Genomic DNA, 16,517 nt, shown 5'->3' with positions numbered 1-16,517 from the left:
TATTCGCTCGCTGCCGCTCGCTCATGCCGGCACCTGCTCCTTCTGCCGCTGCGGTGTCGACTGCGGTGGTGGGGCCCCGTGCCGCCGACGGCGGAACTTGGCCCGGAAGGCCGGCGCCTGGATGAGGCAGACGGCAATGACGACGACCGCCTTGAACAGCAGCGCCGTCTGCGGTGAGATGTTCATGGCGTACACCGTGGTGGTGAGGGTCTGAATGATCAGCGCGCCGATGATCGTGCCGCTGAGGTAGAACCGGCCACCGGCGAGCGAGGTGCCACCGATGACGACCGCGAGGATCGCGTCGAGTTCCACCCACAGGCCGGTGTTGTTGCCGTCGGCGCTGGAGACGTTGGCGGTCATCATGAACCCGGCGATCGCGGCGCAGGCGGCGCTCACGACGTAGACGAGGAAGACGACCCGACCGGAACGGATGCCCGCCAACCGGCTGGCCTCCCGGTTGCCACCCACCGACTCGACGATCATGCCGAGCGCGGTGCGGCGGGTGAATGCCGCGACGAGCAGCGCCGCGGCCAACGCGATGAAGATTGCCAGGGGCAGGGTCAACAGGTGTCCCAGCCCGATCGCCCGGTACGGACCGGAGTTGATGGTGATGATCTGACCCTCGGCGATCAGCTGGGCCAGGCCTCGGCCGGCCACCATCAGAATCAGCGTGGCGATGATCGGTTGGATGCCGATGACGGAGACCAGGACGCCGTTCCAGGCGCCGAGCACCAGCGCCACCCCGAGCGCCATCGCGAGCGCGGTGAACACGGTGACGAGATTGTTCTGATCGGGCGCCCGACTGATGTAGAGGCAGGCGATGGCACCGCTGATCGCGCAGAGCGAGCCGACCGACAGGTCGATGCCGCCGGTGGAGATGACCAGGGTCATGCCCAGCCCCACCAGGATCAGCGGAGCGCTCAGCCGCAGGATGTCGATCGGAGTGCCGTACAGGTGCCCGTTGTTGATTTCCACGGCCAGGAACCCTGGACGGTAGATGGTGTTGGCCGCCAACATGACCACGAGCACGGCGATCGGCCAGAACAGCCGGTGACCGAGCAGGGTCCGGAAGCGGTTCCCGGCGTCGCTCATCGGCTCGCCTCCTTACGCACGGTGCCGCTGGCGATGGTCTGCATGACGCGGTCCGCGTCAACGGTGTCGTCGTTGTGGAGATGGGCGACCATCTCCCGGTCGCGCATCACCGCGATCTTGTGGCTCAGGCGCAGCACCTCCTCCAGTTCGGCGGAGATGAACAGCACCGCCATGCCGCCGTCGGAGAGCTGCACCACCAGCTTCTGGATCTCGGCCTTCGCGCCGATGTCGATGCCCCGGGTCGGCTCGTCGAGGATGAGCAGCCGTGGCTCGGTGATCAGCCAGCGGGCCAGCAGGACCTTCTGCTGGTTGCCGCCCGAGAGGTTGCGTACCGGCATGTCCGGGTTGGCCGGCCGGATACTCAACGCCTTGATGTACCGGTCGACCAGTTCGTCCTGGCGGCGACGCGGGATCGGACGCAGCCAGCCCCGTGCGGCCTGCATGGCCAGGATCATGTTCTCCCGGACCGACAGGTCGGCGATGATCCCCTCCGCGCGGCGGTTCTCGGAACAGAAGCCGATGCCGTGGTCGATGGCCTGCACCGGGTTACGCAGGCCCGCTCGGGCGCCGTTCACCTCGACCTCGCCGCGGTCGGCCCGGTCCGCGCCGAACAACAACCGCGCCACCTCGGTACGCCCGGAGCCGAGCAAACCGGCCAGGCCGACCACCTCACCGGCGTGGATGGTCAGGCTGAACGGGGCGACCGCACCCTTGCGACCGAGCTGCGACACCTCGACGAACGGGGTACCGCCCTCGATGGCCGTCAACTCCGGTCGGGGCTGCTCCTCGATTCGTTCGAGAACGTCGAGCTCCTTGCCGATCATCTTCTCCACCAACGCCAGCTGCGGCAGTTCGGCGGTCGGGTACTCCCCCACGAGCGTGCCGTTACGCAGCACGGTGATCCGGTCGGCGATGCCATAGACCTGGTCGAGGAAGTGGGTCACGAAGAGGATGGCGATGCCCTCGTCCCGCAGTTGGCGCATGATCCGGAACAGTTGCGCGACCTCACCGGCGTCCAGGCTGGACGTCGGTTCGTCGAGGATCAGCACCCGGGCCTGCACGTCGATCGCCCGGGCGATGGCGACCATCTGCTGCACGGCCAGCGAGAAACTCGCCACCGGCGCGGTGACGTCGATGTCGAGGTCCAGGCGGGCCAGCAGCTGCCGTGCCCGCCGCCGGACCTCACCCCAACGGACGGCACCGAAACGGCGCGGCTCCCGGCCGATGAAGATGTTCTCCGCCACGGACAGGTTCGGGCAGAGGTTGACCTCCTGGTAGACCGTGCTGACCCCGGCCGCGGCGGCCTGCATCGGTCCGTTGAAGGCCACCTGCTCGCCGTCGAGGGTGACGCTGCCCTCGTCGATGCCGTAGACGCCCGTCAACACCTTGATCAGAGTCGACTTGCCAGCGCCGTTCTCGCCCATCAGGGCGTGCACCTCGCCGGGAAAGAGCCGGAAGTCGACGTTGTGGAGTGCGCGCACCCCGGGAAAGGACTTGCTGATCCCGGTCATCGTCAGGACCGGACGACTATCCGTCATCCCATCGATCCTCTTCTAATTTTCATCGATGCGGAAGGGCCAATTACCCCGGCACGCCGCCCGACCGGCCTACCGGCCGGTCGGGCGGCGTGGCACGGGATGTCGGGCCAGACGCCCAGCCCGTCCGTCGGGAATGGGCGACGCGGTGGGGCCGCCCGCTGGTGGCGCGGCCCCGTGCGTCATCAGTACTTGCGGTTGGGCAGGGCCTCCTTGGCCTGCTCCTGCGTGAAGGTGGTCTCCTCGGTCTCGATCCGCGGCGGCACCTCCTCGCCGGCGTGCACCTTCTTGGCCAGGTCCATCAGCTGTGGGCCGAGCAGCGGGCTGCACTCCGCGATGAAGTTGAACTTGCCGTCGGCCAGGGCCTGCATGCCGTCCTTGACCGCGTCGATGGTGATGATGGTGATGTCCTTGCCGGGCACCTTGCCTTCAGCGGTGATCGCCTCCAGCGCGCCCAGACCCATGTCGTCGTTGTGCGCGAAGAGCACGTCGATCTTCGGGTGGGCCTTCAGGAACTGCTCCATCACCTGCTTGCCGCCCGCCCGGGTGAAGTCGCCGGACTGGGAGGCGATCACCTTCAACTTGGGGTCGGCGGCGATCGCCTCGGCGAAGCCCTTCTTCCGGTCGTTGGCCGGCGCCGAGCCGGTGGTGCCCTGCAACTCGACGATGTTCACGTCGCCGGTCGCGTCCTTCTTGTTCTCCACCAGCCACTCGCCGGAGAGCCGGCCTTCCTTGACGAAGTCCGAGCCGAGGAAGGTCTTGTAGAGCGACTTGTCGGCGGAGTCCACGGCGCGGTCGGTCAGGATGACCGGGATGCCGGCGTCCTTGGCCTCCTTGAGCACGGTGTCCCAGCCGGACTCCACCACCGGCGAGAAGGCGATCACGTCGACCTTCTGCTGGATGTAGTTGCGGATCGCCTTGATCTGGTTTTCCTGCTTCTGCTGCGCGTCGTCGAACTTCAGCTCGATGCCAGCCTCGGCCGCCGCCTCCTTGATGGAGTTGGTGTTGGCCGTGCGCCAGCCACTCTCCGCGCCGACCTGGGAGAAGCCCAGGACGAGCTTGCCGTCGTCGCCGCCGTCGCCGCCGGTGTCGCTGTTGCCGCAGGCCGCCACGCCGCCGGCGAGCAGCACGGCGGCGACGACCGCCATGGCGCGCCGACGCGCCATGGGGATTCGCATGTTCCTCATCGGATCTCCTCGGGTGGGGGTGCGGTTGTTCACGCCGGCCGCGGAGGTGCCGAAGCGGCCAGCGCTGGTGGTGCGGATCATGTGCGTCGGTTGGTGCCAGCGCCCTGGTTGGCCAGGACCGGTCAGGAATTCGCCGGGGTCGACGAACGTTGGCCGTAGACGTTCTGGTAGCGGTCGTAGAGGGCGTCGATGTCGGCCTGCGCCATCGGCACCGGTTGCCCGAGCGCGCGCGCCAGGTGCGCGGTTCGGGCGACGTCCTCACACATCACCGCGGCCTTGACCGCGGCTCGGGCGTCACGCCCGATGGTGAAGACGCCGTGGTTGCGCATCAGCACCGCGGGCGAGCGGTGCCCGGTGAGAGTGCTGACGATCCCCTTGCCGATGTCGTCGCCGCCGATCAGGGCGAACGGGCCCACCGGGATCTCACCGCCGAACTCGTCCGCCTGCGCGGTCAGATGGCACGGGATCGACTCGCCCCGTGCCGCCCAGGCGGTGGCGTACGTGCTGTGGGTGTGCACGACGCCGCCCACCTCGGGCATGGCGCGGTAGACGTAGGCGTGCGCTGCGGTGTCGCTCGACGGCGACAGCTCTCCCTCGACCGGCGTACCGTCGAGGTCGCAGAGCACCATGTTGTCGGCCGACAGGTCGTCGTAGTCGACGCCGCTCGGCTTGATCACCATGAGGTCATGGCCCGGGACCCGTGCGGAGACGTTGCCGGCCGTCCAGGCGACCAGGCCGTACCGGGTCAGTTCCCCGTGCAGCCGGGCCACGCTCTCACGCAGCTCGCTGATCTGTCGGGTCACGTCGACGTTCATGCGAACACCTCCTGTGGCGACGTCGTCGACTCCACCGCCGCGTTGCGGATCGCCCGCAGGCGCAGCATCACGTCGTTGGCGCCGCGACCGAAGTGGTCGTGCAACGCCCGGTACTCGGCGTAGAGGGCGTCGTACGCGCGTACCCGGTCCGGGTCCGGCTGGTAGACCGCTGCCGCGACCCGACCCATCGCCTGTGACGCCGCGTGGATCGACGGGTGGGCGCCGGCGGCAACGGCGGCGTGGATCGCCGAGCCGAGCGCCGGGCCCTGTGCGGAGCCGATGATCCCCAACGGTCGGTTGGTGACGTCGGCGTAGATCTGCATCAGCAGCTTGTTCGAGGTGAGGCCGCCGGCGACCACCAGGTCGTCGACCGGCACACCGGCCTCGACGAACGCCTCGATGATCATCCTGGTGCCGTACGCCGTCGCTTCCAGCAGAGCCCGGTAGACATCCTCCGGACGGGTGGCCAGGGTCAACCCGACGATCAGGCCACTGAGGTCGTGGTTGACCAGCAGCGACCGGTTGCCGTTCCACCAGTCGAGCGCGATCAGGCCGTGCGCGCCGACGGGCTGCGCGGCGGCCAGTTCGGTGAGCCGCTCGTGCGAGTCGAGCCCGGCGGGGGCGGCGTGCTTGACGAACCAGCCGAAGATGTCGCCTACGCCGCTCTGGCCGGCCTCGTAGCCCCATGCCCCGGAGCTGATGCCGCCGTCGACCACGCCGCACATCCCGGCCACCTCGGCGGGATGGGTGCCGTTGACCACGTGGCAGGTCGACGTGCCCATGATCGCCACCAGCCGACCCGGGTCGAGCGCCTGGGCGGCGGCCGCGGTCACGTGGGCGTCGACGTTGCCGACCGCGACGGCGATCCCCTCGGGCAACCCGGTCCAGGCCGCAGCGGAGGTGGTGAGGCCACCGGCCCTGCCGGCGAGCGGCATCAGCGGACCGTCCAACTTGGCCACGAAGTCCCCGAAATCGGGGTTGAGCGCGGTGAGGTAGTCCACCGACGGGTAGCTGCCGTCCTGGTGGATGCCCTTGTAGCCGGCGGTGCAGACGTTGCGGGTCTCGACGCCGCACAACTGCCAGACGATCCAGTCCGCCGCCTCGATGAACCGCTCGGCCCGGTGGTAGACCTCGGGGTCCTCCTCCAGGATCTGCAGGCCCTTGGCGAACTGCCACTCGGCGGAGATCTTGCCGCCGTAGCGGCCGATCCAGGGTTCCGCACGTTCGTGGGCCAGTGCGTTGATCCGGTCGGCGTGCGGCTGGGCGGCGTGGTGCTTCCAGAGCTTCACCCAGGCGTGCGGCCGCTGGCGCAGCTCCGGCAGCTCGCACAACGGCGTACCGTCGGCCAGCGTCGGCAGCACGGTGCAGGCGGTGAAGTCGATGCCGATGCCGACGACGTCGCTCGGGTCGATCCCGGCGGCGGCCACGGCCGCCGGTACGGCCTGGCGCAGCACCTCGCGGTAGTCCTCCGGGTCCTGCAACGCCCAGTCCGGCGGCAGCGGCGTGCCTCCGTCCGGCAACGCTGAGCTGATCACCGCGTTGCGGTACTCGTGCACCGCGGTTCCCAGCTCGGCACCGTCGCGGACCCGGACCACCAGGGCCCGCCCCGAAAGGGTGCCGTAGTCGACGCCGACGACGTACTTGTCGCCCGCTGCCACACCGCTCATCTTCACCTCCGGCCGATGACGGACCTCAGTGTTAACGCTCACATCCGATGTCGTCAAGACACCTCCCGGCAACAGCTCCGTAACGGACTGCATGGTCGCAGGCTTACCCGCCGGTCGGCTACCCCGGGCCGCCAGATAGCCCTCACTTCCGGCACCGCAGCGCCGTGTTCAGGCCGGCAGACGCGGTGCCGGCGGCGCGGACGAAGGCACGCCGGCGTCCGGCGGAGCAGGGTCCGGCCACACCGCCAACGGATCGTCGAGCAGCCGGGCGAAGCCGAGTTCCGCCGCGCCGACCAGGGTGGCGTCGTCCCCGAGAGCGGCGGTGCGCAGGCGTACCGACTCCCGGGCCACCGGCAGCACGTTGCGGGCGATGCGACCACGCACCTGCGCGGCGGCACCTGGATACAGGTCGCACAGCATCCCGCCGAAGACCACCACGCCCGGGTTGAAGAGGTTGATCAGGTTCGCCACCCCGATGCCGAGCCAGTCACCGACCCGACGCAGCGCCTCCCGCGCCGCCGGGTCCCCACGGTCGGCGTCGTCGGCCACCGACCGGACGGCGTCGCGTCCGAACAGCTCGGCGGGCCGCCCGGCGGCGTCGAGCAGGGCGCGCTCACCGACCTCCGCCTCCAGGCATCCGTGTGAGCCGCAACCACAGGGCCGACCGTCGTACGGGTTGACCACCATGTGCCCCAACTCGCAGCCGTAACCGCCGTCGCCGCCCAACAGCCGCCCACCGACGATGATGCCGCCGCCGACGCCGACGTCACCGTGCAGGTAGATGAGGTTGTCGAGGCCGACCCCCGCGCCGCGCCGCTGTTCCGCCTGGGCACCGAGGTGGGCCTCGTTGCCCACCGCCACCGGCAGGCCGAGGCCGAGCCGGCGGCCGAGTTCGTCGCCGAACGCCTGGTCGACCCAGCCCAGGTCGGGCCCGTACCGCACCATTCCGTCGCCCGGCCGGATCATGCCGCAGTACGAGGCACCCACGCCGACGCACCTCGCGCCGGAGGGTGCCGCCCGGTGCAGCTGACGACCGAAGCGGGCGAGGACCATGACCACGTCGTGCAGGTCCGGCCCGGCGCGCGGACGTACCGCCTCCCGCCGGTCCAGGATCGTCCCGCCCAGCCCGACGCGGGCGGCGACCAACCGGTCCACGGCGACGTCGAAGGCCAGCACGTAGCACCGGTCGGACGCCGGCCGGACCATCAGCGACGGCCGGCCGGCACGGCCGGTGTCCACGGGCGACTCCTCGCGGACGAGGCCGACCCGGCTCAGCTCGGTGGTCAGCGCCATGATGGTGCTGCGGTTCAGGCCCATCCGCTCGCCCAGTTCGGCCCGGGACAGCGGGCCGTCGACATGCACGTGCCGCAGCAGCGTGCCGGCGTTGTGCCGGCGGCTCTGCTCCTGGACCAATCCGACCTCCGGGTCTGTTTCGTGCGACGCGGAGCTGACCCGAGGGAGTGTTTCCAGATCGTGGCGCGACGTCAAGCGCGGGCCGGTGCGCCCCGCCCGGCCGGAGACCGCCGGGCGACCCCGGGGCGGGGGTCACCCGGCGGTGCGAGGATTCCGGCGGTCGTTCAGCGGCTCGCGCCGGCGCGGCGCTTGTTGTAGACGTCGAAGGCCACGGCGACCAGCAGCACGAGGCCCTTGACCACCGACTGCAACGACTGGTCCACGCCCATCAACTGCATTCCGTTGCTCATCACCGCCATGATGAGCCCGCCCACCATCGCGCCGACGACGGTACCGACGCCGCCGGTGACCGCCGCACCGCCGATGAACGCCGCGGCGATCGCGTCGAGTTCGAACATGTTGCCCGCCGCGGGCTGCGCGCCGTTGGAACGTGAGGAGAAGATGATGCCGGCGATCGCGGACAGGAAGCCCATGTTGACGAAGATCCAGAAGTTGACGGTACGGACCTTCACCCCCGACAACATCGCCGCGGAGAGATTGCCGCCGATCGCGTAGACCTGCCGGCCGAAGACCGTACGCCGGGTGAGCAGCCCGTAGACGAGCACCAGGGCGGCCAGGATGATCAGCACGATCGGCAGGCCACGCGCGTGGGCCAGTTGCCAGGCGAACCACATCACCACGGCGCCGACCAGCGCCATCCGGGCGACGAACAGCGCGAACGACTCGACCGGCTGCTGATAACGGACCCGGGCCGCCCGGGTGCGGAAGCAGCTCACCACGTAGCCGGCCACCGCGATGCCGCCGATGAGCAGGGTGAAGGCGTCATAGCCGTCACCACCGATCAGACCGTTGAGGAACCCGGCGGCGATCTTGTTGTACTCGGCCGGGAACGGCGACAGCGAGACGTTGTCCAGCACCCGCAGGGTCAGGCCGCGGAACAGCAGCATGCCGGCGAGGGTCACGATGAAGGCCGGGATGCCGACGTACGCCACCCAGAAGCCGTGCCAGGCACCGACCGCGAGCCCCACCACCAGGGCGGCCAGCACGCCGACCCACCACGGTTGTCCATGCCGGACGACGACCACGGCGGCGACCGCTCCGGTCAGCGCCACCACCGAACCGACCGAGAGGTCGATGTGCCCGCCGATGATCACGATGACCATGCCGATGGCGAGCACCAGGATGTAGGAGTACTGCAGGACGATGTTGGTGATGTTGCCCGGGCTCAGCGAGAGACCGTCGGTCAGGAACGCGAACAGGGCGACGATGACGACGAGGGCGACGAAGATGCCGCTCTGTCGCAGATTGTTCATGATCAGCGTACGGGGGTCGCTGGTGCCGACGTGCAGTGCGGCAGCGGTAGCGCTCTCGGCCGGCTTCTTCTCCACCGAGGAGGGCCTGGTGCTGGTCATCCGACGCTTTCCTTGTCCTTCGCCATGAGTTCCATGAGCTTCTCCTGGGTCGCCTCAGCGACCGGCACCTGGCCGGTGATGCGTCCCGCCGACAACGTGTAGATGCGGTCGCACATGCCGAGCAGCTCCGGCAGTTCGGAGGAGATGATGATGACGGCCTTGCCGGCGGCCACCAACCGGTTGATGATCGTGTAGATCTCGAACTTCGCCCCGACGTCGATGCCCCGGGTCGGCTCGTCCAGGATCAGCACGTCCGGATCGGTGAACAGCCACTTCGACAGGACGACCTTCTGCTGGTTGCCGCCGGAGAGCTTGCCGACGACCGACATCACGCTCGGCGCCTTGATGTTCATGTCGCGCCGGCTGGCCTCGGCGACCTTGATCTCCTCGTTGTCGTGCACCCAGCCCAGCCGGGCGAGCCGGCGCAGCCCGGCCGCCGAGATGTTGCGCCGGATGTCCTCGATGAGATTCAGCCCGAAGCGCTTGCGGTCCTCCGTCGCGTACGCGATGCCGTGCCGGATGGCCTCCGCCACGGTGCGCGCCCTGACCTCGCGGCCGTGCACGAACAACCGGCCGGTGATGTCCCGACCGTAGGAGCGGCCGAAGACGCTCATCGCCAGTTCGGTGCGCCCGGCACCCATCAGCCCGGCGATACCGACCACCTCGCCGGCGCGCACGTTCAGGCTCGCGCCGTCGACGACCATCCGGTCCTGGGTCGGGTGCCGCACCGACCAGTTCTCGATGCGCAGCACCTCCTCCCCCGGGGTGGACACCCGGTCGGGGTAGAAGCTGTTCAGGTCGCGGCCGACCATGCCCCGGATGATCCGTTCCTGGGTCACCTCACCGGCGGCCATCTCCAGTCGCTCCACCGTCCGCCCGTCACGCAGCACGGTGGTGGAGTCGGCGATCGAGGTGATCTCGTTGAGCTTGTGCGAGATCATGATGCAGGTGATGCCCTCGTCGCGCAGGCGTCGCATCAGGTCGAGCAGGTGGGCCGAGTCGACGTCGTTGAGCGCGGCGGTCGGCTCGTCGAGGATGAGCAGCCGGACCTTCTTGGAGATGGCCTTGGCGATCTCCACCAGTTGCTGCTTGCCGACGCCGAGTTGCACCACGGGGGTCACCGGGTTCTCGGCCAGCCCCACCGAGGCGAGCAGCTTCGCCGCTTCGGCGTTGGTGCGGTTCCAGTCGATCAGCCCGCCGGTTCCGCGCTGCTCGTTGCCGAGGAAGATGTTCTCGGCGATCGACAGGTACGGCACCAGGGCGAGTTCCTGGTGGATGATGACGATGCCCCGGCTCTCGCTGTCCCGGATGCCCCTGAAGTGCACCGGTTCGCCGTCGAGCAGGATCTCGCCGTCGTAACTGCCGGACGGGTAGACACCCGACAGCACCTTCATCAGGGTGGACTTGCCGGCACCGTTCTCGCCGCAGATGGCGTGGATCTCCCCGCGGCGTACGGCGAGGGTGACGTCCTGGAGCGCCGCCACGCCAGGGAAGGTCTTGGTGATGCGACGCATCTCGAGGATGTTGTCGTCCGTACGCACCATCCTGAGCCTCCAGATCGTCGTGGGTGGCAGGGGTGACGCCGGGCCCGGTGGCGGGTCGCGCCACCGAGCCCGGCAGCGCCGTCAGCCGGCCTGGCCGGCGGCGACCTCCTCGGCGGTGAAGTAGCCCGAGTCGATCAGGACCGGCTTGATGTCGTCCTTGTACACCGTCTGGACCGGCAGCAGGTACGACGGGACGACCTTGACACCGTTGTTGTACGTCTCGGTGTCGTTGGCCTGCGGGGTCTTGTCGGTCAGGAACGCCTCACCGGCGATGACGGCCTGCTCGGCCAGCAGGCGGGTGTCCTTGAAGATGGTGGAGCTCTGCACCCCGTCGTCGATCAGCTTGACCGAGGCGATCTCGGCATCCTGCCCGGTCACCACCGGGAACTCGGCGCCACGGTAGCCGGCGTTCTGCAGTGCGGTGATGATGCCCCGCGACAGGCCGTCGTACGGCGACAGGACGCCATCGACCTTGGTGCCGTCGTTGTAGCTGGAGGTCAACAGGTCCTCCATCCGCTTCTGCGCGCCCTCCTGCTGCCACCGCAGGATCGCCACCTTGTCGATCGCAGTCTGCCCGGACTTCACCTTGAGGGTTCCGTCGTCGATGAACGGCTTCAGGGTTTCCATGGCGCCGTTGAAGAAGAAGTGGGCATTGTTGTCGTCGAGGGATCCGGCGAACAACTCGACGTTGAACGGACCCTTCGCCTCGCCCTTCGCGCCGTCCTTGGTCTGCACGCCGAGACCGACCAGCAAGGCGGTCGCCTGCGCGACACCGACCTTGAAGTTGTCGAAGCTGACGTAGAAGTCGACGTTCGGGCTGTCCCGGATGAGCCGGTCGTAGGCGATGACCGGGATCTTTGCGTCGGCCGCCGCCTGCAACTGCCCGCTCAGCGCCGTGCCGTCGATCGCCGCGATGATGAGCACGTCGGCGCCCCGAGTGATCATCTGGTCGACCTGCTGGGACTGGGTGGGGATGTCGTCGCCGGCATACTGGAGGTCGACCTTGTAGCCCTTGGCTTCGAGCTTCTCCTTGACCGAGTTGCCGTCGGCGATCCACCGCTCGGAGGTCTGGGTCGGCATCGAGACACCGATGGTCAGGTCGGCCGGCTTGTCGCCGTCGTTTCCGCCGCTGCCGGCGCCCTCACCGCTACAGGCCGCCATGCTCAGCGCCAGGACGGCGCTACCGAGAGCGGCCAGGATCTTTCTGTTCACTGGCATCCCCAATCTGGAACTCGCGCCGTCGAACCGGCTGCGCGGGTCGCACTTGGGGCCCAAGTGTTAGCGCTCACAATGCTGTGGTCAACACCTGGTTCGAAATACTGCGGTCACGGTCTCGTAACGAACACCCGACCCCGTCCAGCAGCCACATCGCCGCAGGTCAAGCCAGCGATCCCGCGACCTGGCCACGGGGTCCGCGCGAGCCGACCCGGCGACATTATCGACGTCCGAGAATACGGCAGCTCGGGGCCGGCGGCCACCCCGGGTCGACCACCGCCCGCGCCGACCCTCGCCCGCTTGGAGCGGGCCCGCCGGTCACGACAGGGATGTCGTGGCCGGCGGGCCCGTCAGGACGGTCCGCTGGATCTGTCGGCGGTGATGTAGGGACCGCCCTCGACCGTCAGCCGCCGATCGCGATCGCGAAGACGTGCATGGTCGGCACGTTGGCCGCCGGACGTGCGCTGATGTTGGGCAGTTCCACCCGGTTCACCGGCTTGTTCTGCAGGGCCACCCCGACGTAGTAGACGCAGGCGGCGGTGTTCTGCCGCTGGTTGCCGGGCCGGTTCTGGTACGCCATCACCACCGCGGCCGTGCCACCGGAGTGTGGTCCGCCGTACCAGTCGGGGGTGCTGAGCGTGAACGTCTGCCGGGTGCCGTCGGCGTAGACCACGGCACCGGTGCCCGACACGGCCCCGTAGGTGCCGGTCGCGAGGAAGCCGAGCGTACGGCCGGTGCCGGTCAGACCGATCGACTGGCCGGAGGCGATGGCGTTGTCGGCACCGCCCGGGGCGACGTTGGGCCAGCGGAAGGTGACCCCGTTGCGGCTCAACGTGCTGCCCGGGGTGACCCCGGCCTGGGCCAGGGCCTGGGCGGAGAGGGTGGCGCCGTTGCCGTCGAAGTTCCCGGCCCCGGTGTTGTTGTCGTTGGTGGTGCTGACGTTGGTGAAGCTCTGCTCCAGCGGCGGCGCGGTCGGCGCGCTGCCGGACCCGGTGGCCCGGTAGGTGCGCCCGGCCGCGACGGTGACCTCGATCAGGTCGCTCTCGATCTTCGTGGTCCGGGGTGCGGTGCCGTCGGCGGCGTCGACCACGGTGTGGTCGCCGGCGAACATGCGGCCCCGCAGCCGGACGGTGCCGGACCGGTCCGGCCGGACGAGGATCTCGGTGGCCTGACCGTTGCGCCAGGTGATGCCGACGGTGTGACCGCCCCGGCCGCGCAGGCCGCTGACCTGCCCGTTCGGCCAGGCCGCCGGCAGGGCCGGCAGGATGTGCAACTCGCCGACGTGGCTGTGCAGCAGCATCTCGGCGATGCCGGCGGTGGCGCCGAAGTTGCCGTCGATCTGGAACGGCGGATGCAGGTCGAACATGTTCGGTGCGAGCCGGGCCGGGGTGGCGAGGTAGCGGATCAGATCGTGGGCCCGGTTGCCCTCCTCCATCCGGGCCCAGAAGTTGATTTTCCAGGCGAGTGACCAGCCGGTGCCGTCGTCGCCCCGGATCTGCAGGGTGCGCCGGGCCGCCTCGAACAGCGCCGGGGTGCCCCGGCGGGTGATCTGGTTACTGGGCGCCAACCCGTACAGGTGCGAGACGTGGCGGTGGTTGCGCTCGGTCTCGACCCAGTCGTAGAGCCACTCCATGATGTTGCCGCGCGACCCGATGCGGTTCGGCGCGAGCCGGTCCCGGGTGGCCCGGACCTGTGCCCGGAAGGTGGCGTCGGTGTTGAGGACCTCGCTCGCTCGGGCGCATCCGTCGAAGAGGTCGCGCAGGATCTGGTTGTCCATCGTCGGCCCCGCGCACACGCTGGCGTCGGCGTGGTGGCCGATCTCCGGCGAGTTCGACGGGTTGGTCACCAGGTAGCCGAGGCTCGGCTCGGTCACCAGAGTGTCGAGGAAGAACTGCGCCGCGCCCTTCATCGCCGGGTAGTTCGCCCGGAGGAACTCGATGTCCCCGGTGAACAGGTAGTGGTCCCAGATCAGGGTGGCCAGCCAGGCGCCGCCGGTCTGCCACATGCCCCAGAACGCGCCGTCGACCACGGAGGTGGCTCGCCAGGCGTCGGTGTTGTGGTGGGTGACCCAGCCACCGGCGCCGTACTGGACCTGGGCGGTGCGGGCCCCCGCCACCGCGAGGTCTCTGATCATGTCGAAGACCGGCGCGTGGCACTCGGACAGGTTGGTGGTGTTGGCCGGCCAGTAGTTCATCGGCAGGTTGGCGTTGATGGTGTACTTCGAGTCCCAGGCCGGGGTCAGCGAATCGTTCCAGATGCCCTGGAGATTGGCCGGCTGGGTGCCCGGCCGGGACGACGAGATCAGGAGGTACCGACCGAACTGGAACAGCAGCGCGGCGAACTGCGGGTCGTTGACGCTGTTGTGCTGGGCGATCCGGACGTCGGTCGGCTGGTCGGCGGCGGAGGTACGCCCCAGGTCGAGGGTGACCCGCCCGAACAGCGCCTGGTAGTCGGCGACGTGCCGGCTGCGCAGTTGGTCGTAGCTGCTGGCCCGGGCTGCGGTGAGGTGCCGGCGCGCGATGCCCTGGTAGTCGCCGCCGACGTTGCGGTAGTTGACGTAGCTGGAGCCGATCGAGATCAGCAGGGTCACACTGGTGGCGCCGGTGACCCGCAACGTGCCACCGGAGCTGCTCACGCTGCCGCCGCTGACGGTGGCGTTGGCCAGCGCCAGGAAACGCACCGCGCCGTTGACACCCTCCTGGTTGCCGGAGACGCCGTCGAGGGCGATCGTGGTGGCGTCCGGGCTGGAGACAGAGTTCCGCTGCGGGCTGTCGAACGTGGCGGTGAAGGTGATTGATCCGGTCCGGTCGGCGGTCAGCCGCATCGCGATGACCTGGTCTGGCGCGCTGGCGAAGGTCTCCCGCTGGTACCGCACGCCGTTCATCACGTACGTCACGGTGGTGGTCGCGGTGGTCAGGTCCAACTGCCGGTCGTACCCAGACACGCCACCGGAGGTCGGAAAGGCCAGCCGGAGGTTACCGACGGTCTGGTACGCCAACTGTCCGACCGGGTTGCCGAGCATGTTCTGGTTGATCAGGTTCTGCGCCTGGGTCCACTGGTTCGCGAACACGAGCCGCCTGATCTCGGCCAGGGCCCCCAGACCACGCGGGTTGCTCGGTTCGTGCGGTCCACCGGCCCAGACGGTGTCCTCGTTGAGCTGTAACCGCTCCGTGTCGGTATTGCCGAAGACCATGGCGCCGAGCCGGCCGTTGCCGATCGGCAGCGCCCGCAGCCAGTCGGTGCCGGCCGGCTCGTCGTACCAGAGCGCCAGGTCACCGGCGGCCAGCACCTGCGGCGGTGCCGAGGAATCCGCTCGGGCCACGGCGGTCCACGGCACCGGTAGCAGGGCGCCACCCGCACCCGCCACGCCGATCTTGAGGGCCTGCCGTCGAGTCAGGTCTGACATCGATCCTCCAACCGTGACCGTCCGGCCAGGCGAAGCCTCACTGATCGCCGGCAGGCCCAGAACGGCCAGACATCTGAGGTGTTTCGCGAATGTTACCGCCGCGCAACTCGATAGGCAATGGTCGATCAGTACCACCGATCCATCGCTCCACAATCCACCAAGGCCCCCGCGCAAACCCTGGTTCAGCAGCGGTTTTATGATTTCGGGCAGCATGATGCCCGACCCGCGGGGCGGTCCGATCGGACCGGATCACACGTCGGGCGAGGTGCGATCTAGGAACGCTATTCATCAGATGTCATCGGCGAGACCGACCTCAGTGTCGATGCGTCACGGCGCTCCCGTCCGTGGTGCGACGAGCCCCGACGGCCGGGCACCGGGACCTGACCGGCATCGCCGGCAAACGTCCGATGTCTCTATAGTGGTGAGGGCCGCCGGTGCAGACCGCGGGCACCGGGTTCACGTCGGTGGCGTGCGGCTGACCGGTCCAGAGGGGGCGTGGATGGCACTGACCGACGACGCGATCGCGAAGATCCGGAGCATGATCCAGAGCGGTGAGCTGCCCCCTGGGACGCGGCTGCCACCGGAGCCACAGCTGGCCGCCCAGATGGGACTGTCGCGCAGCGGAGTCCGGGAAGCGGTCAAGGTGCTCGAATCGGCCCGGGTACTCGACGTGCGGCGCGGCGACGGGACGTACGTGACGAGCCTCGCCCCCCGCCTGCTGCTGCAGGGGCTCGGCGTCGCGGTGGAACTGCTGCGCGACGACACGCTCCTGGAGGTCATGGAGGTACGTCGGATGCTGGAGCCGATGGCGACCGGTCTGGCGGCGTTGCGGATGACTGACGCCGACCTCGACGAGCTGGGTCAGATCCTGGAGGACATGCGGGCGGCGGCCGACGACGCCGAGAAGCTCATCCAGTTCGACACCGCCTTCCACCACACCGTCATCGCCACCACCGGCAACGAGACCCTCACCTCGCTGCTCGACGGACTCTCCGGTCGTACGCTGCGGGCCCGGGTGTGGCGCGGGTTGATAGAGGGCAACGCGGCGCACCAGACGATCGAGGAGCATCACACGATCTACCTGGCCCTGCGTGCCCGGGATCAGTTGCTGGCACAGGCCAGCGCCCTGCTGCACGTCAACACCTCCGAGGCGTGGCTGCGTACGGTGCTCGCCGCCAAGTCGGCGGGCGGATAGCCGCCGACGGGCCCGGCGGGTGCGGCTGTGGCGGAG

The 16,517-nt window shown here is 69.1% G+C and carries 11 protein-coding genes; 1 reads left to right on the top strand and 10 read right to left on the bottom strand.

Going from position 1 to position 16,517, the window contains the following annotated elements:
- Positions 1–21 precede the first annotated feature (21 nt).
- From Vlu01_RS06475 to Vlu01_RS06430, 10 genes are all read right to left on the bottom strand, one after another.
- Entirely contained in the window at positions 22–1,092 is a 1,071-nt protein-coding gene (locus Vlu01_RS06475; RefSeq protein WP_203995392.1) for an ABC transporter permease, read from the bottom strand.
- Positions 1,089–2,630 carry a sugar ABC transporter ATP-binding protein gene (locus Vlu01_RS06470; protein ID WP_203995390.1) on the bottom strand — a complete coding sequence of 514 codons (1,542 nt, stop codon included), beginning with the start codon at positions 2,628–2,630 and terminating at the stop codon, positions 1,089–1,091. The genes Vlu01_RS06475 and Vlu01_RS06470 overlap by 4 nt, the downstream gene beginning before the upstream one ends.
- Before the next feature lie 182 nt (positions 2,631–2,812).
- The gene (locus Vlu01_RS06465; protein ID WP_373307296.1) at positions 2,813–3,814 is read right to left on the bottom strand and encodes an ABC transporter substrate-binding protein; all 1,002 of its coding nucleotides are present in this window, start codon (positions 3,812–3,814) and stop codon (positions 2,813–2,815) included.
- 122 nt (positions 3,815–3,936) lie between these two features.
- Entirely contained in the window at positions 3,937–4,629 is a 693-nt protein-coding gene (locus Vlu01_RS06460; RefSeq protein WP_203995389.1) for an L-ribulose-5-phosphate 4-epimerase, read from the bottom strand.
- Positions 4,626–6,296, bottom strand: coding sequence for a ribulokinase (araB, locus tag Vlu01_RS06455; RefSeq protein ID WP_203995388.1), 1,671 nt, complete (start codon positions 6,294–6,296; stop codon positions 4,626–4,628). The genes Vlu01_RS06460 and araB overlap by 4 nt, the downstream gene beginning before the upstream one ends.
- A 168-nt stretch (positions 6,297–6,464) precedes the next feature.
- Complete coding sequence (locus tag Vlu01_RS06450; protein ID WP_203995387.1) at positions 6,465–7,709, bottom strand: ROK family transcriptional regulator; 1,245 nt, start codon at positions 7,707–7,709, stop codon at positions 6,465–6,467.
- 164 nt (positions 7,710–7,873) lie between these two features.
- Positions 7,874–9,121, bottom strand: coding sequence for a multiple monosaccharide ABC transporter permease (mmsB, locus tag Vlu01_RS06445; protein ID WP_203995386.1), 1,248 nt, complete (start codon positions 9,119–9,121; stop codon positions 7,874–7,876).
- Complete coding sequence (mmsA, locus tag Vlu01_RS06440; protein WP_203995385.1) at positions 9,118–10,665, bottom strand: multiple monosaccharide ABC transporter ATP-binding protein; 1,548 nt, start codon at positions 10,663–10,665, stop codon at positions 9,118–9,120. The genes mmsB and mmsA overlap by 4 nt, the downstream gene beginning before the upstream one ends.
- Before the next feature lie 81 nt (positions 10,666–10,746).
- Complete coding sequence (chvE, locus tag Vlu01_RS06435) at positions 10,747–11,883, bottom strand: multiple monosaccharide ABC transporter substrate-binding protein (protein WP_203995384.1); 1,137 nt, start codon at positions 11,881–11,883, stop codon at positions 10,747–10,749.
- A 400-nt stretch (positions 11,884–12,283) separates the two neighbouring features.
- The gene (locus Vlu01_RS06430; RefSeq protein WP_203995383.1) at positions 12,284–15,286 is read right to left on the bottom strand and encodes a glycoside hydrolase family 95 protein; all 3,003 of its coding nucleotides are present in this window, start codon (positions 15,284–15,286) and stop codon (positions 12,284–12,286) included.
- Between the two features lie 499 nt (positions 15,287–15,785).
- Here Vlu01_RS06430 and Vlu01_RS06425 point away from each other — a divergent pair, with 499 nt between their 5' ends.
- The gene (locus tag Vlu01_RS06425; RefSeq protein ID WP_203995382.1) at positions 15,786–16,481 is read left to right on the top strand and encodes a FadR/GntR family transcriptional regulator; all 696 of its coding nucleotides are present in this window, start codon (positions 15,786–15,788) and stop codon (positions 16,479–16,481) included.
- Positions 16,482–16,517 lie beyond the last annotated feature (36 nt).

It is taken from the genome of Micromonospora lutea (assembly GCF_016863535.1).
In the GTDB taxonomy this organism is placed as follows: Bacteria; Actinomycetota; Actinomycetes; order Mycobacteriales; family Micromonosporaceae; genus Micromonospora; species Micromonospora lutea.
The sequence above is the reverse complement of the archived record's forward strand: the minus strand, read 5'-3'. Positions and strand labels throughout refer to the sequence as shown.